General features: G+C 44.0%; 19 protein-coding genes. 13 read left to right on the top strand and 6 right to left on the bottom strand.

The annotated features are described in order from the left end of the window. The first annotated feature begins 4 nt into the window (after positions 1–4). The 4 genes from GCA01S_RS09725 to GCA01S_RS09715 all read left to right on the top strand — a co-directional run bounded on the left by GCA01S_RS09725 (position 5) and on the right by GCA01S_RS09715 (position 4,441). Complete coding sequence (locus tag GCA01S_RS09725) at positions 5–1,708, top strand: DHA2 family efflux MFS transporter permease subunit (RefSeq protein ID WP_042409478.1); 1,704 nt, start codon at positions 5–7, stop codon at positions 1,706–1,708. Between the two features lie 122 nt (positions 1,709–1,830). Continuing rightward, positions 1,831–3,930: a transglycosylase domain-containing protein gene (locus GCA01S_RS09720; RefSeq protein ID WP_042409475.1), complete on the top strand. Its 2,100-nt coding sequence runs from the start codon at positions 1,831–1,833 to the stop codon at positions 3,928–3,930. A gap of 95 nt (positions 3,931–4,025) precedes the next feature. After that, positions 4,026–4,175 (top strand): DUF2639 domain-containing protein, encoded by a 150-nt coding sequence (locus tag GCA01S_RS19300; RefSeq protein ID WP_017437452.1) that lies wholly within the window; start codon positions 4,026–4,028, stop codon positions 4,173–4,175. A gap of 77 nt (positions 4,176–4,252) precedes the next feature. Next, the gene (locus GCA01S_RS09715) at positions 4,253–4,441 is read left to right on the top strand and encodes an NETI motif-containing protein (protein ID WP_042409473.1); all 189 of its coding nucleotides are present in this window, start codon (positions 4,253–4,255) and stop codon (positions 4,439–4,441) included. Between the two features lie 27 nt (positions 4,442–4,468). On the opposite strand, the gene GCA01S_RS20530 is transcribed toward GCA01S_RS09715, so the two are convergent. Further along, entirely contained in the window at positions 4,469–4,642 is a 174-nt protein-coding gene (locus GCA01S_RS20530) for a hypothetical protein (protein ID WP_169735606.1), read from the bottom strand. A gap of 160 nt (positions 4,643–4,802) precedes the next feature. Here GCA01S_RS20530 and GCA01S_RS09710 point away from each other — a divergent pair, with 160 nt between their 5' ends. After that, positions 4,803–5,018: a DUF6501 family protein gene (locus GCA01S_RS09710; protein ID WP_026078661.1), complete on the top strand. Its 216-nt coding sequence runs from the start codon at positions 4,803–4,805 to the stop codon at positions 5,016–5,018. Positions 5,019–5,309: 291 nt separating this feature from the next. On the opposite strand, the gene GCA01S_RS09705 is transcribed toward GCA01S_RS09710, so the two are convergent. Genes GCA01S_RS09705 through GCA01S_RS09695 form a run of 3 tightly spaced genes read right to left on the bottom strand, consistent with a single transcriptional unit; the run spans position 5,310 to position 9,066 of the window. After that, positions 5,310–6,455, bottom strand: coding sequence for a Ger(x)C family spore germination protein (locus GCA01S_RS09705; RefSeq protein WP_155835562.1), 1,146 nt, complete (start codon positions 6,453–6,455; stop codon positions 5,310–5,312). Beyond that, positions 6,452–7,978 carry a spore germination protein gene (locus tag GCA01S_RS09700; RefSeq protein ID WP_042409470.1) on the bottom strand — a complete coding sequence of 509 codons (1,527 nt, stop codon included), beginning with the start codon at positions 7,976–7,978 and terminating at the stop codon, positions 6,452–6,454. The genes GCA01S_RS09705 and GCA01S_RS09700 overlap by 4 nt, the downstream gene beginning before the upstream one ends. 2 nt (positions 7,979–7,980) lie before the next feature. Further along, positions 7,981–9,066, bottom strand: a complete 1,086-nt coding sequence (locus tag GCA01S_RS09695; protein WP_042409466.1) for a GerAB/ArcD/ProY family transporter — start codon at positions 9,064–9,066, stop codon at positions 7,981–7,983. Positions 9,067–9,377: 311 nt separating this feature from the next. Here GCA01S_RS09695 and GCA01S_RS09690 point away from each other — a divergent pair, with 311 nt between their 5' ends. Both GCA01S_RS09690 and GCA01S_RS09685 read left to right on the top strand, forming a co-directional pair. Continuing rightward, complete coding sequence (locus GCA01S_RS09690; protein ID WP_042409465.1) at positions 9,378–10,310, top strand: DMT family transporter; 933 nt, start codon at positions 9,378–9,380, stop codon at positions 10,308–10,310. After that, a complete protein-coding gene (locus tag GCA01S_RS09685; protein WP_042409462.1) occupies positions 10,291–11,217 on the top strand; it encodes a DMT family transporter in 927 nt (308 codons plus the stop codon). The genes GCA01S_RS09690 and GCA01S_RS09685 overlap by 20 nt, the downstream gene beginning before the upstream one ends. Positions 11,218–11,262: 45 nt before the next feature. Here the strand turns inward: GCA01S_RS09685 and GCA01S_RS09680 are convergent, their stop codons facing one another. Then, positions 11,263–12,519, bottom strand: coding sequence for an ATP-binding protein (locus GCA01S_RS09680; protein WP_042409460.1), 1,257 nt, complete (start codon positions 12,517–12,519; stop codon positions 11,263–11,265). Between the two features lie 213 nt (positions 12,520–12,732). Between GCA01S_RS09680 and GCA01S_RS09675 the strand changes: the two genes are divergently transcribed. The 6 genes from GCA01S_RS09675 to GCA01S_RS09650 all read left to right on the top strand — a co-directional run bounded on the left by GCA01S_RS09675 (position 12,733) and on the right by GCA01S_RS09650 (position 19,126). Beyond that, entirely contained in the window at positions 12,733–13,410 is a 678-nt protein-coding gene (locus tag GCA01S_RS09675; protein WP_042409456.1) for a DUF421 domain-containing protein, read from the top strand. A 125-nt stretch (positions 13,411–13,535) separates the two neighbouring features. Continuing rightward, positions 13,536–13,952, top strand: a complete 417-nt coding sequence (locus tag GCA01S_RS09670; protein ID WP_042409453.1) for a GntR family transcriptional regulator — start codon at positions 13,536–13,538, stop codon at positions 13,950–13,952. Next, complete coding sequence (locus tag GCA01S_RS09665) at positions 13,918–14,817, top strand: ABC transporter ATP-binding protein (protein ID WP_042409450.1); 900 nt, start codon at positions 13,918–13,920, stop codon at positions 14,815–14,817. Before GCA01S_RS09670 ends, GCA01S_RS09665 begins: the two co-directional genes overlap by 35 nt. Then, a complete protein-coding gene (locus GCA01S_RS09660) occupies positions 14,792–16,507 on the top strand; it encodes an ABC-2 transporter permease (RefSeq protein WP_042409448.1) in 1,716 nt (571 codons plus the stop codon). Before GCA01S_RS09665 ends, GCA01S_RS09660 begins: the two co-directional genes overlap by 26 nt. Before the next feature lie 128 nt (positions 16,508–16,635). Then, positions 16,636–17,001, top strand: a complete 366-nt coding sequence (locus GCA01S_RS09655) for an ArsR/SmtB family transcription factor (protein WP_042409446.1) — start codon at positions 16,636–16,638, stop codon at positions 16,999–17,001. After that, the gene (locus tag GCA01S_RS09650) at positions 16,991–19,126 is read left to right on the top strand and encodes a heavy metal translocating P-type ATPase (RefSeq protein ID WP_042409442.1); all 2,136 of its coding nucleotides are present in this window, start codon (positions 16,991–16,993) and stop codon (positions 19,124–19,126) included. Before GCA01S_RS09655 ends, GCA01S_RS09650 begins: the two co-directional genes overlap by 11 nt. 214 nt (positions 19,127–19,340) lie before the next feature. Here the strand turns inward: GCA01S_RS09650 and GCA01S_RS09645 are convergent. Then, positions 19,341–19,630 (bottom strand): hypothetical protein (locus tag GCA01S_RS09645; RefSeq protein WP_052510032.1); only part of this gene is annotated, 290 nt, incomplete at its 5' end.

Raw genomic sequence — 19,630 nt, 5'->3', positions numbered from 1 at the left:
ACCTATGTCAACATTTTTAACTGGCTATATTATCTTTTCCGTCCTTGTTCTGGTTGTACTGAATATTGCGCTAAGAAGACAAAAAAAAGATCCCGTCCCGTCTAGTCTGGAACGAGCAGAGATGGCACATGCACATGGCATGGCGGCAGATAGAGACGAAAAGCCGTTGAAAACGGCAGCGGCATCAGGACAACAAACAGGATTGGAAAATATTGGGGATAGCCGCACCAAAGTAGTAGTCACGATCATGCTTGGAGCGTTTGTCGCGATTTTGAACCAAACGCTTATTAATGTTGCGCTGCCGCATATGATGCATGATTTCAATGTGGAAACGTCAACGATTCAATGGCTTGTGACAGGGTACATGCTTGTTAACGGCGTGCTGATTCCGATCAGCCCGTTTTTAATTGCGAAATTCCCAACGAAGAAGCTGTTTTTAGCCGGAATGTTGTTTTTTGCTGCTGGAGCTTTTATTTGTTCCATCTCCCCATCGTTCGCCATCATGCTGACAGGACGCCTAATCCAAGCGGTAGGGGCGGGAATTATTATGCAGTTGATGATGGTCATTATGCTGACTATTTTCCCGCCGGAAAAACGCGGGGTAGCGATGGGAACTGTCGGGATTGCCATGATGTTTGCGCCGGCTGTCGGTCCGACATTATCGGGATGGATCGTGGAACATTACACGTGGCGCCTTTTATTCTATGTTGTATTGCCGATTGCGATTATAGATATTGTGCTTGCGTTTCTTTGGTTAAAAAATACACCGAAAACAGGAAATCCGCTTTTGGACTGGCGCGGCGCGATTTATTCGACCATCGGCTTTGGCGGCTTACTTTACGGATTCAGCGAAGCGGGAAGCAACGGCTGGAGACAGATGAGTGTAGTAGTGTCCATTATCCTTGGTGTTATATTCTTGATTTTATTTACATGGCGTTCGTTAATGGTGGAAAATCCAATTTTAAATTTCCGTGTGTTTAAATATAATGTATTTACTTTGTCCACCATCATCGGCTGCGTCATTAACATGGCTCTGTTTGCCGCGATGGTCCTGCTTCCGGTCTATTTGCAAGACTTGCGCGGATTTACGCCGGTTGACGCCGGTTTGCTGCTCTTGCCTGGTGCGATTGTGATGGCCATCATGTCGCCGATTTCCGGCTGGATTTTTGACCGCATTGGCGCGCGCATGCTCGCGATTGTCGGTTTAATCATTACGGTCGCGACAACATGGGAATTCAGCAAGCTGACGATGGATACACCATACAGCCATATTTTGGCAATTTATATTTTCCGCATGTTCGGTATGTCGATGTTGTCGATGCCGATTATGACGGAAGGATTAAATGCATTGCCGCGCCATTTATACAGCCATGGAACGGCAATGGCCAACACGCTACGGCAAGTCGCCGCTTCGCTCGGCACGGCATTTCTCGTTACCGTCATGTCTAACCGTACGAAGTTTCATGCGGAAAATTATCGCAATGAGATGACGGAAAATAATCCGTTCTTCATGGATATTGTCGCGCAGTTAAAACATGTGATTCCTAGCGATGAAGCGATCGCGCAGCTTTTATATGGCATCGTGCAGCAGCATTCCGCTGTCGAGGGAATTAACGACGCATTTTTTGTCGCCACCGGACTTGCTGTGTTGGCGCTCATTTTAGCGTTCTTCTTAAAAGGGAAAAAGAAAAATGCTCCATCAGCTTGATGGAATGCTGGCGCAAACGGCCGCATCTCGGCCGTTTGCGCCATTTTTTCTGATGGACAATGTACGGAAAAAGGAGTGTTGCTTCGAATGGTATAAAAGTGATGGAGTAGGGGGGGATTTCGTTGGAACAACAAAGCCGATGGCAAGCAAGAAAAAACAAACGGAAAAGGCATTGGCTGCTTACTGGAGTTGTGTTCGCGGTTTTTATCGTCGGCGTCTATTTAACGATGCAATGGTATATCGCGACAAGAGATATAAGCGCGTTGCAAAAACCGCTGCCGGCTCCGACCATCATTTATGACCAAAATGGCCGCGTCGCCAGCAAAATTTCCTCATCGAAGATGGAGGAGGTACCGATCGAACGAATTCCTAATCATTTTCTTGAAGCGGTGGTGGCGACCGAAGACCGTCGTTTTTATCAACACCATGGCATTGATTATTATGGAATGCTGCGAGCGCTTTTTCGCGACATAAAAGCAGGCGGATGGACCGAAGGCGGAAGCACCATTACCCAACAGCTTGCCAAAAACGTGTTTTTAACGAACGAAAAAACGTTGTGGCGAAAATGGCAGGAATGGTTTATTGCCAAAAAAATCGAGCGCACGTATTCCAAACAACAAATTTTGGAGATGTATGTAAACCGCGTATATTTCGGTGAGGGGGCGTGGGGGGTGCAAAGCGCTGCGAAAACGTACTTTGGCAAAGACGTTTCCAAATTAACCGTCAGCGAAGCGGCGCTGCTTGCCGGGCTGATTAAAGCCCCGTCCGCCTTGTCGCCGGCCAGTCATTATGGGAAGGCAATTGCCAGAAGAAACGTTGTACTTCAGCTGATGAAGGAACAAGGCTATATTGATGAGCAGACATTTTTGCACGCCAAGAATGAAAAAATGGTGATTCAAAAAGAAAAAAAACCAGACCCATACAAAGGTAAATATCCGTATTATGTGGATCAGCTGATCGAAGAGGCGATCGCGCGCTACCATGTCACACAAAGTGAAGTGCTGTCCGGGGGGCTTCATATTTATACGGAGTTGAACCCGCGCATGCAAGAGGCGTTAGAAACCGTGTATCAAAACGACGCTTTGTTTCCGCAGGGAACGGACGATCAGCTTGTCCAAAGCGGTGCGGTGCTTCTAGATCCGAAAACAGGCGGGATCAAGGCGTTAATTGGGGGGCGCGGCGAGCATGTATTCCGCGGGTTTAACCGGGCGACGCAACTACAACGCCAGCCGGGGTCAACAATGAAGCCGCTTGCCGTGTATACGCCTGCGTTAGAACAAGGATATCATATATTTGACGAATTAAAAGATGAGCCGGTCGAATTTAACGGTTACCGCCCGGAAAACTATGACCATACATACCGCGGAAGTGTCACGATGTATGAGGCGGTCATTGATTCGCTGAACGTTCCTGCTGTATGGCTTTTGGATCAAATCGGATTGGAAAAAGGAATCGATGCGTTGCGACGGTTTGGGATTCCTTTGGACGAAAAAGATCATTATTTAGGAGTCGCATTAGGCGGAATGCGGCAGGGCGTATCCCCATTGCAAATGGCTGAAGCGTATTCCGTGTTTCCGAATGATGGCGTGCGAACAGACGCGCACATTATTACAAAAATAGTCGACAAAAACGGCAACGAGATAGCGAAATGGAAACCACATGATGTGCGCGTCACATCAAAAGAAGTGGCACAAAAAATAACGTTTATGCTCGAAGGGGTCGTAAAAGAAGGAACAGGGAAACGCGCACGCATTCCTGGAAGAGCGTTAGCGGGAAAAACAGGTTCAACCCAAGTTCCAGTAGACGGAGTAAATGGGGTAAAAGATCAATGGATGGTTGGCTATACTCCACAGCTTGTCGGAGCTGTCTGGCTTGGATATGATCGTACCGATAAACGCCATTATTTACAAACGACAAGTAGCCAGACCGTCGCTGTTATTTTCCGTGAAATCATGGAAAAAGCGCTCGAAGGCACACCGGCGCAATCATTTGCCTACCCGGCTTTAAAGAAAGAACAGAAACAATGGCAACAATGGCATAAACAAAAGAAAGAAGAAGAAAAACAGAAAAAAGAAGAGAAACGAAAACATGAACACGGCCCGAAAGAAAAAAGAGAGAAGGAAAAACGACGACATCACTGGCATGACAAACATGAAAAGAAACAAAAAGAAAAAGGAAAAGGAAAAGGCCATAAACATGATAACGATGAAGAAGATGATTAAAAACGGATTGGCAATGACGCCAATCCGTTTTTTAGTTCTGTTTTTTTGTTTTTCGCCGTATATATAGGACAAGCAACAGAAAAAGGGGGATGCTTATGGCTTATTTCGGTTCCAAAGGTTGGCTCGTTCAACAGTTGAAAGAGGCAGGAGTTCGCTATCATCCTGTGGAAAGAAAAAAAGTGGAAACATACAAAACTGCCATTTTGTATGGACTGTACAAAAAATATGTACAGAAAATCCGTTAACCGAACGCTGCCATCGCGTTCGGTTTGTTTTTTGCAGCGAAATAGGTGATGATAAAAAGAAAGGAGGGATTATAGTAATGAAAAAAATTTTTGTCGTCGAAGAACAGGAAACGATTGACGAATGTCTCAAGCGCATAAAAGCAGAAGGATATCGCCCCATTCGCCGCATAGAACGGCCGATTTTCCGTGAAGTGCAGAAAAACGGGGAAACGGTCATTGAACCGTGTGGCAGAATCATCGAGTTTGAAGCTGTCTTAAACAAATAAACGAGAATACCAAATAGGCATTCTCGTTTATTGTTGCAAATCGCGCGTTTTTTTCGCTTCGTCATGATTTCCGGTCGGATTGCCGCTTGATGCTTCGTATCCGACCCGATATACGTAGTTTTTTGGCGCGTTGATCACGTTATCCATGTTGTATTGCTTGACATCTTGTTGGAATTGACGCTCGCTCGGGCGTTTTTCCATCGTGTCTCCTCCCTTATTTTGAAAAACTTTCATCCATAGCATGCCCAACAGTACTTCCATTCATCAAAAACTGTGAATGGCCATTCTTTTGATATTGCAGCCGAATCGAAATATCGCTAAAATGGGAGTAGTAATGATGACAGAAAAAGGGGAGTCGAACATGATTCATCAAACTTGGTTAAAACGCCCAACGTTAAAAAAAGTGAAATGTGTACATACAAACGCGGAAAAATACATCGTTGATCATGTGCTAACACCAGGAAAAACGTATGAAGTGAAAAACGAAACGGAAGAATTTTATTTTATTATTGATAACACCGGAAAAATTGGCGGGTTTTATAAAGATTATTTTGAGGAAGTGCGTGAGGAGAAGTAATACTTCCTCTTTTTTACAAGCTACGGTTTAGGAAAAGGTTCAACCCAACATGTGAAATAGTTATTCATATAGGTAAAATGATCATTGTACGATGGAAGCTGGCCCATCCGCTTCTTACAAACCAATGGAGGCTGTCTCCGTTTCTTACGGAAGACAGCCTTTTCGCCTATTGAGAAACGAGCGGTTTTTCTTTTGGTAACCACCTCGTGAGTACCCCAAGCAGCGGAAGGAAGCTGCACCATATCACAATGATGCAAATCAGCATTATTTAGGAGAGAGGTCCACGATACATCAGTATTTCAATTTTTCTTTCCCAAATGTATTAATGGAGATTTTTACTTTAATCTTTTTTAAACTTTCGTCTGTTAATGGAATCTCTCCGTTTTTGGAAAACTTCTTCCAATCTTCTGGCTTTTGGCGATACATGGCTTCAGAGAGGTTAAGGGTATCAATATCATATTTTAGCCCTAGCTTGTAGAGACTTCTTATTTCATCTTCCACCGTTTTTTGCGCCAAACGAACTAATTGTTTTTCCGTTAATTTTTCCCTTAACTCAATCACACTTCCTTTGGCGGTTACCTCTATGTTAAATACAGGAGTATATCCTTTGCGCTGATAGGAAATTTTTGACTTAGGTTTAAGAACAACGATTGATGCAACGACTTTGTTTCCTTTTTTTACATAAATAGGGGTTCTTTTTATTTGTTTTTCAAGCCATCTGATTCCTAGCAACTTAGAGCGATCAAAACATTTTTGAAGTTCATCATCGTGTATAAAGCACATTCCTTTTAAATTTAACATCGGTTTTTCTTTTTTTCCCTCCTTCCAATGGCGCGTAGTAATGCTGAGATAAGGAAGTCGCACTGTTTTGGAATCTTCACGCATATCAGCTTCAAAGCGATTTAAGCGAATCAGCTGAATAAATGAACTTTGATTGAAAATTTCACTAGGATTGGCTAATAAAGAATAGTATGGCGATGTATGCAAAAGTGGTGCTGCCCCAAAAAAAAGTTTTGTTATCGGCTCATCTGTCACATAAACCCATAGTGTATGCCTAATTTCGTTATATCGGTCTAAAACGTCTAAGACGTCTTCTAGCACTACTTTCTTCAGCGCTCTTTTTGTAAACACGATACTTTTCACATGCGCCCATGATACCATTCGCTGAATAGAAGGATACAGATTATCGGTTGCGATATTAAACGTTTCGCCTTCTACTTTTCCAACGGCAATGCCGGATTTTTCAAGGGCACCTCCAGACTCGACTTTCGCTAATCCGGTAAAGCTAGTGAAGGCCACATAAACGATAAACCGATTATCCTTATAATCAATACCGATTGCACCGACATAAAAAAGATGATCAATATTTTGCGATCCCCAGCATCCTGTTAACAAGAATATAGAAATCATAAAGGGAAAGGCGGTTTTGAAATTCAATTCGCTTCCCCCCTTGGTGTATCGTCCTGCGGTTTTACCAAACCTGCTCTCTTTTTGAATTTTTTCCAACCATTCGGAATTAAGGTTTTGAAAATATCCATGGTTGGAGGAGAGAGAGGCATAAGATACGGAATTCCAAATATTTTTAAATTCGCCACATATGTTAAAAGTATAAATAAAGAAACGATAAACCCAAATAACCCTAATACAGAAGAAGCGATTAAGACAATAAAACGCAATAGCGCCACGGTTCCTGACAAATTTTGATTCACTAATGTAAACGAAGCGACCACGGCAATGGCCGCAACAACAAGGCTTCCCGGTGTGAATAAGCCAGCGCTGATAGCCGCTTGCCCAATAATCAATCCGCCGACAATCGATAATGTTTGGCCAACCGCTAACGGTAAGCGCATACCCGCTTCTTTAACAATTTCGAACAGCCCCACCATGATAAACATTTCCAGTGGAACAGGCAATGGCACTCCTTGCCTGGAAAGCACAACCGTTCCTAAGAGAGTGAATGGTATTTCTCCTGGATGAAACGATAATAAGGCGGTCCAAAATCCAGGTAAGTAAATAGCCAATGAGATTCCCATGAAGCGAAGGATTCTCTGAAAAATGACAAAGATAGGGTTTGTAGCGTTATCTTCCGATGTATTCAGTAAAAACAATAAGTTTCCCGGACCAATAATGACGGTAGGAGCACCGTCTAACAGGATGATAAATCTTCCATTCAATAAACTATTCACAGCAAAATCCGGCCGTCCTGTGTAGGCAAATAACGGAAACAGAGAGAATCGTTTGTCGCCAAGCAACTCTTCCAACTGATTGGTACTCGTCAGGGAATCAATATTTAGCTGTAAAATTCTTTTTTTCACTTCATGAATCATTTCACGATTCGCGATGTCCTCTATGTACATTAATCCCACTTTTGTTTGGCTTCTTGTTCCGACGATAAATTGTTCATAACAGAGCTTATGGGATTTAATTCGCTTGCGGATAAGCGCGACGTTTTTCGAAATTTCCTCAATAAAACCGTCTTTCGGGCCGCGGATCGACACTTCCGTGTTCGGTTCTTCCGGGTCGCGGTTGGGCGGATTGGCAAGCGTAAGGGAATATAAAACATCCGCTTCTTGAAAGTAGACTAATAAATCACCGTTAAAGAGAAGATAGTCTAGATCATCCACCAGCACTTCTTTTCCAAGCAGCTCCATTGGCATCAGTTTGTTTGCTTCAATTTCCTCCACCGACTGGCAAGGATATTTACGGCACATTTCACGAAACATTGGAAATATGACCTGTTTCATCAGCTGAGTGTCACACAGCTCCTCGCAATAGACAAACACTAGGGTAAGCGTGCCGCTTGCGGTTTTTGCTGGTTGAATCGTCGAGGTAAGAATCGCGACATCTTTACAGTTCGAATAATGATCCCGCAACGTTTGCTCGGAAACAATGAGCGTTTCCTGTCCGCTATGATCATTTGGATTATTTCTGACTTGCGGCGCTCTTGAAGGAATCTGCATGATTAAGCTCTCCTCTTTTTGAAATATGAAATGAGTGCCAATATCCCAATAAGCAAAGAGAGAGATAGAATGGATAGTAGCGAAAACGGTAAAACAAATCGATATAGAAAATCTAAAAATTCGTCGTCGCTAATGGGAAGCAATGATAATAAAAAAATAGTGATATAAATAACGATCAAAATCCATAATCGTGCTTTTTTATCCGTTACGTGAAATAGCTCTGGGATGAGCGCAGTAGCCAGGGAAATTCGGATAAATGCTCCAGACATCCACTGATAAACCGCAAGAAAATCAAGATATTCAATGTACGTTCCAAAGCTGATCAATCCCCATTCTTCAAAGGCCGGGTAACGTAAATCCGCTGCTTGTTTCGGTCCAAATTCAATAATCGCGCCAATCGTTGGACCAATGCCTAAGCTTGCGGCGAGAACACTAATGATTAACAGCGATTTAAAAGAAAAGCGAGCTGGAAGATAATGTTGCATGAATAAAATAAGAAAAATTTCCACATTTCCGGCACCGGCATAGATCATCCCTTTTAAAACAGGGGTAAAGCCATTTTCCATAATTGGCTTTAACAATGAATAATCTTTATGCGGCGTAGTTGTGATCGCAACTAACATCCCAAAAATAACGACAAACGGTAAAAGAATGACCGCCGTCTTTGCAATGGATGGTATGCCATAATATGCGTTATAAAAGCACATCACTGTTAAGATTAACAAAATGGCCCAATCAGGTGTACGCGTTAAGAAGGTAGTGGTAATAAATGTAACCGTGTCGTTGACTGTAACATAGCCGATAACCAGTAATAATAGGCTTCCAAGAATAGCCACGAAATATGCAATGACACTTTTAAATTCTGTTTTTAACCATAAGAATAAATGCATTTGATTGGATTGCTTCATGACAAAATATAAAAGCGGAAGCCATAACGGCAATGCAGCAAAGGCCATGGTTGCCGAAATCCACGCATCACGACCGGCTGCGTCTAATAGCAACGGGAGCACAATGACATGATTTATTAGCCCGATGAATAACATAAACACACAAATCAGTTGAACGGTACTTAACGGAGTATGATTCACAGCGGACACCTTTCTTCGGGTGAATTACTAACTATGTTGCTATTTTTTCCATAAGCAGCAATGCCTATTCTTTTTCGCAACATACATAATAATTAGGAAAATATGAATGTATATTTCACGATAATTTGATACAATGAAACAAAATGAAATGATTATAGAGAAAAGGATGAGAAACGATGAGAATGTATTTCGATTTATTGGAAAACGATCAACCTGCGGCTCGCTTCTAAGACGGGGGAAGCAGCTAATAATCGCGCCTCGTCTTAGGGAGGACGGCTTTTCAATCCCGATGAAGACGGAGGGTTGTTTCAATGAAAAATACATTTTTCGGCGCCTTCTATTTATCGCTGGCAGCCAGCATTTGGGGCGGAATGTACGTTGTCAGCAAATATGTCCTCGATTTCGTTCCGCCGTTTACGTTAGTGTGGCTTCGTTATGCCATCGCGTTCGTTGTTTTATTTGGGATATTAAAAGTCCATCAATATAAAACAAAAGCGAGGCTATCCCTTCGAAAACAAGATTGGCTTTTGCTAGGTTGGATTGGTTTTATTGGCTATTTTGTTTCGATATCGTTGCAATTTGTCGGCACCAAATTATCCGATGCGCATACAGGGGCGTTGATCACGTCGGCAACTCCGGCGTTTATTGTCTTGTTTGCAAGATTGGTCTTACATGAGTGGATCACCTTGAGAAAAGCTTTTGCTCTTTTGCTGGCTACCATCGGGGTTGTCATCGTCATCGGTTTGGACAACAGCGGGGGGACATCATTTTGGGGGAATATGATGTTAGTTGGGGCGGCGCTGACATGGGCGCTTTTATCTGTGTACGTGAAAGTGGCTTCCACCCGCTTTTCGGCCTTGACGATCACAACCTATGCCATTTTGTTTGCTTTATTATTCACTACCCCGGTTATGATTTGGGAGTTATATGAACAACCCGTTTCTTTTCCTAGCATGATCGTCGTATTTGGGGTTCTTTATCTTGGGATTATTTCGACCGCGGGGGCGTTTTTTCTCTGGAATAAAGGAATGGAAATGATGGATGCCGGGATTGGCTCGTTATTTTTCTTTTTTCAGCCGCTCGTCGGCGCTGTTTTTGGCTTTTTGTTTTTACATGAACAAATTGCAGCTTCGTTTTATGTAGGCGGGTTGCTGATTATCATAGGGGTGTTTATTGCCGTTAAGCATCCTATCCATCAACATCAGTCAAAAGAAGGGGAGAATTATGGCCACACAAGTCTCTAGTCGCATCAAAGGACTAATGATGGTCATCACCGGTGCAGCGCTTTGGGGATTATCAGGAACAGCGGCGCAAGTGTTATTTCAGGAAAAGCAAATAACCGCAGAATGGCTTGTCGTGGTGCGAATGATGCTGGCGGGAAGCGCGTTGCTATTGTTTGCGGCATGCAAACGAATGGCGATATTTTCGATCTGGACCGACGCCAAAAGCATCGTAAACTTACTATTGTTTGGGTTTTTCGGCATGCTTGGAGTGCAATATACGTATTTTGCATCGATCGCCACGGGCAATGCCGCTACGGCGACATTATTGCAATATTTAGCTCCTGTCTATATTGTGTTATACGCCATGGTTGTCCAAAAGCATCGTCCATCGAAAGAGGCGGTGTTTGCTATTGTATTGGCTCTTTTAGGGACTTTTCTATTAATTACAAACGGTTCAACCGGGGAATTAAAAGTGCCATTGATATCTGTTGGTTGGGGAATTCTTTCTGGTGTTGCCTTAGCTTTTTATACATTATCTTCGGCACAGATGCTGAAACAGTGGCACTCCACCATCGTTGTCGGTTGGGGAATGGTCATCGGAGGGGGAGTCATGTGTTTTGTTGTTCCTCCTTTTCCGCTGCCGTTGGTCCGCTGGGATGCACAGACGTGGCTGCTTATCTTGTTTGTCGTTGTATTTGGCACTTTATTCGCATTTTTATTATTTGTCGAAAGCATTCGCTACTTATCGCCGACGGAATCGAGCTTGCTATCTAGCGTAGAGCCGCTATCAGCCGTAATAGCCTCGATTGCTTTTTTACATGTCCCGTTCGGTCTGTTTCAAGCCATTGGAGCCGTTTGCATTATGGTGACGGTTCTCTTGTTATCTCAGAAAAAAGAGAGACATCCCTCGCACTCGACATCTACATAAGAAAGGGATGTGGGCTAGCTCCACATCCCTTTCTTTCTGACAGGATCAGTTCGCAGCCTTAGGAAACGTAATCGTTAATGTGGTTCCTTTATTTACCTCGCTTTGAATATGCAGCGCTCCCTGCATCGTTTGAATCATCTTTACCGCTATCATTGTTCCAAGACCGGTTCCCTTTTCTTTTGTACTAAAGTATGGCTCGCCAAAACGGCCTACTTGTTCCGTTGTCATTCCCACGCCGGTGTCTTTAATCGTAATGATGACATGATTTCCATGCACGCGGGATGAAATCGTCAATGTCCCTCCGTTTGGCATGGCTTCGATGCTGTTTTTTATCAAATTTAAAAAACACTGTTGAAAGTACTGAATGTTTCCGACAATCGCAGCGGGTTGCAGCTCTTCAACAATTTCAATCGAGCTCATATGAGCCATTGGCACCAGCATCTGAACGACCTTTCGCAACTGGGCATCTACCATGAGACGTTCTACCTTGTTCGATGCTGGTTTGGCAAAGGTTAAATAATCGTTAATAATCGCTTCCGCTCGATTAATTTCGTCTAAAGCAATTTGAATGTAGCGATCTTTTGTATCTTGTGAAAGAGAAGGGGTTTTTAATAATTGAATAAATCCTTTGACAACGGTTAATGGATTGCGAACTTCGTGTGAAATACTGGCCGCAAGCTGACTAACCACTTCCATTTTCTCGACTTTAACCAGTTTGGAGCGCATCATAATTGCTTCTTTTAATGTTTCCATAATATACACGACAAATAGCATCCCAATGGGAGGAAGTACAATGAAATAAACAATATAAGTGTCCGTTACTGGAAAATGGGCGATGATGATGGCGAGAAACGTGGTGAGAATCGCCAGAAAAAAGGTTAACCAGACCGACATAGAGAGTTTGTTTCGGCGTTTTAATGTCTTAAATGTCGGCGAAATGAGAGCTGTGACCACAAACATGGTCATATACACAATCGCAGTAATATACTCAAATCCGTAAATCAGAGAGCGAGCAGCCAACAAAATCAGAAGCAAAATAAAGCCGACGATTCCGCCGCCATATAGTGCGCCTACAAGAAATGGAATTTGTCGTAAGTCATGGATGCAACGTTCATCAATGTAAATAGGAAATTTCATGCATAAAATGATCGAAAACCCCATGCAAATGGCAAGGAGGGCATTTCTGTATGATGGCCGCTTTTTAAATATCTCCCCGTGATCATAAATAAAATAAAAAACAAATACGCTCACTAAAATATAAAACAAATTGTTTAATACATGTTGATTTATATAAGAACCCATAAATATCTCCCATCCACGAAAATTCGACCCTATTATTATAATTATACGGAAAGAATGGGATGGAAAAATAGCTTTTTTATAAGGGAATAAACAATTGTTGAAAAAAGGAGTTGCGTTCTTGGCTTCAGGCGGCAAAAACTTTGCCGTGACATAATTTAGCATGTTGTTGTTCATAATGAAACTAACGAATCATAATCAGGATGGTGGCAATGAATGAAATGGGTGCATTTAACAGTAGAGCTTGTGACAGGATTTGTGCTTTTATTTCTCGTTGTGAAAGTGGCCGGCAAAAAACTGATCCATCAAATAAGCCCATTTACATTTATTTCGGCGCTCGTATTAGGAGAGCTGTTAGGAAACGCTCTATATGACGATCATGTCCATCTTTGGTATATTATCTATTCGATATCGCTATGGGGAGCGCTATTATTGCTTGTCGAATACATGAGCCAAAAATGGCTCCCGTTTCGCCGTCTTAGTGAAGGAAAACCGACAGCATTAATCCGAAATGGGATCATTGACTATGAAGCATTGAAGAAAAGCCGGATGACGCTCAATCAACTGCAAAGTTTGCTTCGTCAAAACGAAACGTTTTCATTGCGGGAAGTCGCTTTTTGCTATTTAGAGGCAAACGGAACAATCAGCGTCTTGAAAAAAGCAAAATATCAAAAAACGATACGTGAAGATTTTCAATTGCCGCCTCATCCCGTTCATGTTCCGGTTACGCTCATCCGCGAGGGACAGCCGCTTATCGATGAACTGCACGCAATTGGCAAAGATGAGCAATGGCTAAACGAACAATTGCGTGCTCACGGAGTGTCATCGTATCAGGACGTCATCATTGCCGAATGGCTGGAAGGGGACGGCCTGTTTGTGCAGACGTATTCGTAATGTAAGGAATATCATTTCCTTATGTTACGTTTTTTTTATTTATGGAAAATACTTGCTATTTAACTGTTATAAGTGTACTATTATTAATAGTACAGTTGATACAGATGATGAAAGGAGGGGGGGAGATGTTTGAGTTAGACGTTCGCAGCCGCCAACCGATTTATGAACAGCTTGTCGAAAAAATGAAAGAAATGATCATCCGCGAAATATGGAAGCCGCATGAGCAGCTGCCATCCGTACGGATGATGGCGAAACAATTAACGATTAATCCAAACACGATTCAAAAAGCGTATCGGGAATTAGAGCACCAAGGGTTTATTTATTCGATTCCAGGAAAGGGAAACTTTGTTTCTCCGCAGGCGAAAACAGCAAGCCAAGAAAAAATCGCAGCCATTCGCCACGATATTGTCCGTCTGGCTGCCGAGGCGTTTTTTTTAGGAGTGACAAAAGAAGAAGTGCTGCAATGGATCGAACAAGCGGAACAAGGGGAGAGAGGGGGAAAAACAGATGATTCATTTGACGAACGTAACGAAAACGTTTGACCGCTTTCAAGCGATTCGCGGAGTCAGCATGACGGTGCAAAAAGGAAGAATTTACGGCCTGCTCGGCTCCAATGGCGCGGGGAAAACGACATTGTTAAAGATGATGGCTGGGATTATCCGTCCCGATCATGGCACAGTGCTCATTGATGGGGAAGAGGTATGGGAAAATCCAAAAATAAAGCGGCGAATCATGTTTTTGCCGGATCATGTATATTTCTTCCCGCAAACAACGATCGAGCAAATGGCCGCGTTTTACGAAAGTATTTATCCATCTTTTCATCGGGAGCGGTTTACAAGATTACAAGAAATATTTTTGCTTGACCCGCGCAAAAAAATCCACCAGTTTTCGAAAGGAATGCAGCGTCAAGCCGCATTTTGGCTCGCCTTTTCGACGATGCCGGACGTGCTCGTCATGGATGAACCGCTTGATGGACTCGATGCGGTCGTCAGGCAAAAAGTGAAAAACATTATCGTCCAAGAGGTCGCCGAGCGCGAAATGACGGTCGTTATTTCTTCGCATAACTTGCGGGAAATGGAAGATCTTTGCGACTGCATCGGCATTTTGCATGAGGGAGAAATGCTGTTTGAAAAAGAGCTGGATGCGATGAAAACCGATATCCATAAAATTCAAGTCGCGTTTCGCAACGGAATTCCAAAGCAATTTGCCGAGCAGCTTAATATCGTTTACAAAGAGCAGCGCGGCAGCGTCCTTCTCCTTATTGTGCGCGGCGAAAAGCAGGAAATCGTTTCCTATATTAAGCCGTTTCAGCCGCTCATTTTCGATATCCTGCCGCTTACGCTCGAAGAAATTTTCATTTACGAAATGGGGGATGTCGGCTATGCCATCGAAAATATTATCGTTTAACCGTGGGCTTTTTGTGCAAAATCTTCGCAGCGTAGGCTGGATTGGCATCGTGCATTTCTTGCTGTGGTTCGCCGCCATTCCGCTGCAATTATTGATGGCTTACTCCCAGCAGAAAGACGGCGGCATTTATCCCGAATGGGAAAGTTTATACAGCATTTCCGCGCCGTTTCAATCGATGATTGTTTTTACGCTGCCGGTGTTATTAGCCGCATTCTTATTTCGTTACATGCAAGGCAAACCATCATCTGATTTTATGCATAGTTTACCTGTACAGAGAGCGGAACTGTTTTGCCAGCAAGTCGTGTTTGGAGTGATGCTCATTGTCATTCCAATCGTGCTTATTTCATTGCTTACCGTCGTTTGCCGCTATGGATTAAGTCTTTCCGTGCCGCTAACGATCAGTGACATCATCCGCTGGATGTGGGAAACGGCTATCATGGAACTGTTTGTTTTTGCCGCTGGCGTGTTTGTCGGAATGATGACAGGCATGTCGACGCTGCAAGTCGTATTTACGTATATTTTGTTTTTATTCCCGGCAGGCATCACGATTTTATTATTAGCCAATACCTCGTTTTTATTGATTGGATTCCCGGCCGGTTATTATTTATCAAAAAATCTGGAGACAATTGTGCCGTTTTTCCGCTATTTAAATCTTGAAGCAGAACCGTTGGCAGCGGGCGAATCGCTTATTTATCTGCTTTTTATTATGTTGTTCCTTATTTTCGCGATTTGGCTGTACCAAAAACGGCATAGCGAGGCGGCGACGCAGGCATTGGCGTTTCCGGTGCTCCGTCCGATCTTTAAGTACGGCGTCGCGTTTTGTACGATGCTCGTCGGCGGTTTTTATTTTGGCGTTACGCAAAATCAGTTTTCCTGGATTGTATTCGGATATGTCACCTTCTCATTTATCGGCTTTTTCATTGCCGAAATGATTATCGAAAAAACGTGGCGGGTTTTCCATAAGTGGAAAGGGTACACTTATTTTGCCGCGGCGATGGTGGTCATCGGCATTTTGGTTCATCTTGATATAACCGGATATGAAAAACGGCTGCCAGTGTTAGAGGATATCCGCCAAGTCTATTTCGGCAGTTCCGTCTATGATTTTGTTGAAAATGGCGAACGTTCGTATGTGCCGTTTGAACAAGAAAACCAGTTTTTAAAGGAAAAAGAAAATATTCGAGCCGTCTACGCATTTCACCAACAGCTAGTCAAAGATCAACCAAGATCGTTTCCGTCTGAGGCGCAGCGACAAGTGGTCATCGGTTATGTGTTCAAGAACGGCAAGCGGATGATCCGCCAGTATGGTGTGCCTAGCGAACCGTATTTTTCCTATTATCAACCAATTTTAGAATCGAAAGAGTATAAGAAAAACTATTATTTATTGCTGCGCGATCAAGGATATTCGCCGATTCGCCAAGTCGCCTTCCGCCACCCAGAGACGAGCGAGAAAACGTTGACGATCATCGAGCCGCAGCAAATTGATTCATTTATCGAAGCGTTAAAAGCCGACTTAATGGAAGAGCCGGCAAGCGCGATGCTGGATAGCAGCAAAGTATGGCAGGGGGATATCGAGCTTTTACAAAGTGACGGCGATACCATTCTTCTTGCGTGGAAAGAAACGTATACGCATGTAGAAAAGTGGCTCAAAGATCATCATCTGCTCACAAAAGCCCGAGGGAATGCGGAATGATAAAAGGGAATCGCAATGATTCCCTTTTTTGATTGAAAGATATTCAAATTATTGTTTGAATGAATTGACACGTTTGTTGATGAAGGAATATACTATATTCAAACGAATATTTGAATGAAGGTGACAAGATGGCGAACGATGTATGTGAAGTATTTTCCATTAACGCGGAAAAAGTCGATGCCGTCCGGCAGCGCATCAATGAAATCAGCGGGGTGGAACAGCTGTTTAAAGCACTCGCTGATGCGACGCGCTTAAAAATCACGTATGCGCTAATGCTTGAAAAAGAGCTATGCGTCTGTGATGTCGCGACGATTATCGGCTGCACGGTCGCAACCGCTTCCCACCATTTGCGTTTGCTTCGCGATATGGGAATCGCCAAGCACCGCAAAGAGGGGAAACTCGTGTTTTATTCGCTGAAAGACGACCATGTCGAACAGCTTGTGGCACTGGCGCTTGTCCACGCCAAAGAGGGGGAAGAAAACGATGGAAAATAAACATGTGTACCGCCTTCAAGGCCTTTCCTGCGCTAACTGTGCGGCACGGTTTGAGAAAAATGTGAAGTCGATTGCGACGGTCAAAGATGCTGAAGTCAATTTCGGCGCGGCGAAACTAACGGTGATTGGCGAAGCGTCGATCGCAGAGCTGGAAAAAGCGGGAGCGTTTGACGGAATTACCGTCATTCCGGAAACGGAGCGGAAAGAACAGAAAGCAGCGCCGTTTTGGAAAAAGAAAACAAACGTGCTTGCCGCCGTTTCCGCGTTGTTTCTTCTCAGCGGCTTTGTCGCGGCGCATGCGGTTGGCGAAACGAGCCTTGCCGCGATTTTATTGTTTGCAACAAGCATCCTGGTCGGCGGCTATCATTTATTAAAAACCGGAATCAACAATCTTGTTCGCCTACAATTTGATATGAAAACATTGATGACGATCGCCATCATCGGCGCGGCGTGCATCGGAGAATGGAAAGAAGGGGCGGTCGTTGTCTTCCTATTTGCGATTAGCGAAGCGCTCGAGAGATATTCCATGGATACGGCACGCCGTTCGATTCAGCGGCTAATGGATATCGCCCCGAAAAAAGCGCTCGTGCTCCGCGACGGCAAAGAGTATGAAGTGGATGTCAAAGAGGTGATGGTCGGCGATACGATTCTTGTGAAACCCGGACAAAAAATCGCGATGGACGGCGTGGTCATTCGCGGGGAATCGTCGGTCAACGAAGCGGCGATTACTGGTGAAGCGATGCCGGTTGCAAAAACGAGCGGCGATGAAGTATATGCCGGGACGTTAAACGCCGAAGGGGCGCTTGAGGTGCGCGTTACAAAGCGCGTCGAAGATTCCACCATTGCCAAAATCATTCATCTTGTCGAAGAAGCGCAGGCCGAGCGGGCGCCAACGCAGCAATTTGTCGACCGTTTTGCCCGCTATTACACGCCGGCGATTATGCTGATTGCCTTGCTCGTTGCCATCGTCCCGCCTTTATGGTTCGATGAACAGTGGCTGACATGGATTTATCGCGGATTGACAATTCTTGTTGTTGGCTGCCCGTGCGCACTTGTCATTAGTACGCCGGTCGCGATCGTTACGGCGATCGGACAGGCGGCGCGGCAAGGGGTGTTGATCAAAGGAGGAGCCTATTTAGAAGAGGTCGGAAAACTTAAGGCGATGGCGTTTGATAAAACGGGGACGTTAACAACGGGAACGCCGGAAGTAACGGGAGTTTATCCAGTAAGCCATATCAATGAAAAACAATTGCTGCAAATTGCCGCTGCGATCGAGAAACAATCAGAACATCCGCTTGCTTCGGCAGTGTTGAGCAAAGCGGAACAATGGCAGCTGTCGGTTGATGGCATGGAGATTAGGGAGTTTCGGGCAATGGCCGGCAAAGGAGCCGCAGCCCGTGTCAATGGAACGATGTATTATATTGGGAAACCTTCACTATTTTCGCATTTATCGTTAAGCGAAACGATTCATACGAAAATCGAAACGTTGCAAAAACAAGGAAATACAGTGATGCTAGTGGGCGATGAAACAAGCGTGCTGGGAATGATCGCTGTTTCCGATCAGCTGCGCCCTAGCGCCGGCAAGGTGCTGCAGGCGCTTAAAAAACTAGGAATCTCGCAAACCGTGATGCTCACAGGGGACAATGCAACAACCGCCCATACGTTTGCTGCGGATCTTCCGCTTGCCGATGTGCGCGCTGAGCTATTGCCAGAGGAAAAACTAGCCGCTATTCACGGATTGCAAAAACAATTCGATCGTATTGCGATGGTTGGTGACGGCGTCAATGATGCCCCGGCGTTGGCGGCGGCCAATATTGGCATCGCAATGGGAAATACCGGAACGGATGTGGCGCTGGAGACTGCAGATATTGTGTTAATGGGGGATGATTTGGAAAAACTTCCGTATGTGATCCGCCTAAGCCGGAAAACGCTGCGCATGATTCAACAAAACGTGGCCATTGCCCTATTCTTAAAATTATTGGCGCTCTTGCTCATTATTCCGGGATGGCTTGCCTTATGGATGGCCATTTTTGCCGATATGGGAGCAACCTTGCTTGTCTTGCTGAATTCACTAAGGCTGCTTCAGTTTGGAAGAAAAAGAAATAGCGAAGCGAAAGGAGGCTGATGCGAAAAGGGTTTCGCATCAGCCTTTCTCTTTTTTCTGTCCGTAGCCATCTTTTCATATGAAAAGGACTGACAATGGGTGGAGCGCCAAATGGACTCAAACAGTTCTATGACAGGGACGCAACACCATGAAAAAGCGCGTATTTTCAACCTGTTTGCGTTAGCATCATGATGGGGAGGGTGGATTTTCACGCATGGGGGAGGAGTAAAATTGCTCATGGTTGTTTTTGGTATTTTTTATGCTTCAAGATTTCTGCGAATAAATCAATGATCCATAGCAGCACAAATATGAAAAAAATCATCATCTCAGCACCTTTCATCACTCGAAACGGAAAAAGGATATTGTAAATGGATTGATAAAAGGAGTAACCAAGCAGTCTGTCCATTCCCATAGCGATGCCGGCTAGCGAGATGATCATAATTAGTTTGATGATCAATAATTTCATCGTACCACCTGCCGTTAAAATGATGTTTATTGTTTTTGTCCTAATTGTAAAACCGATGA

The sequence above is a fragment of the Parageobacillus caldoxylosilyticus NBRC 107762 genome, assembly GCF_000632715.1.
Taxonomy (GTDB): domain Bacteria; phylum Bacillota; class Bacilli; order Bacillales; family Anoxybacillaceae; genus Saccharococcus; species Saccharococcus caldoxylosilyticus.
Note: the sequence above shows the minus strand (reverse complement) of the source record. Positions and strands in the feature narration are given on the sequence as shown.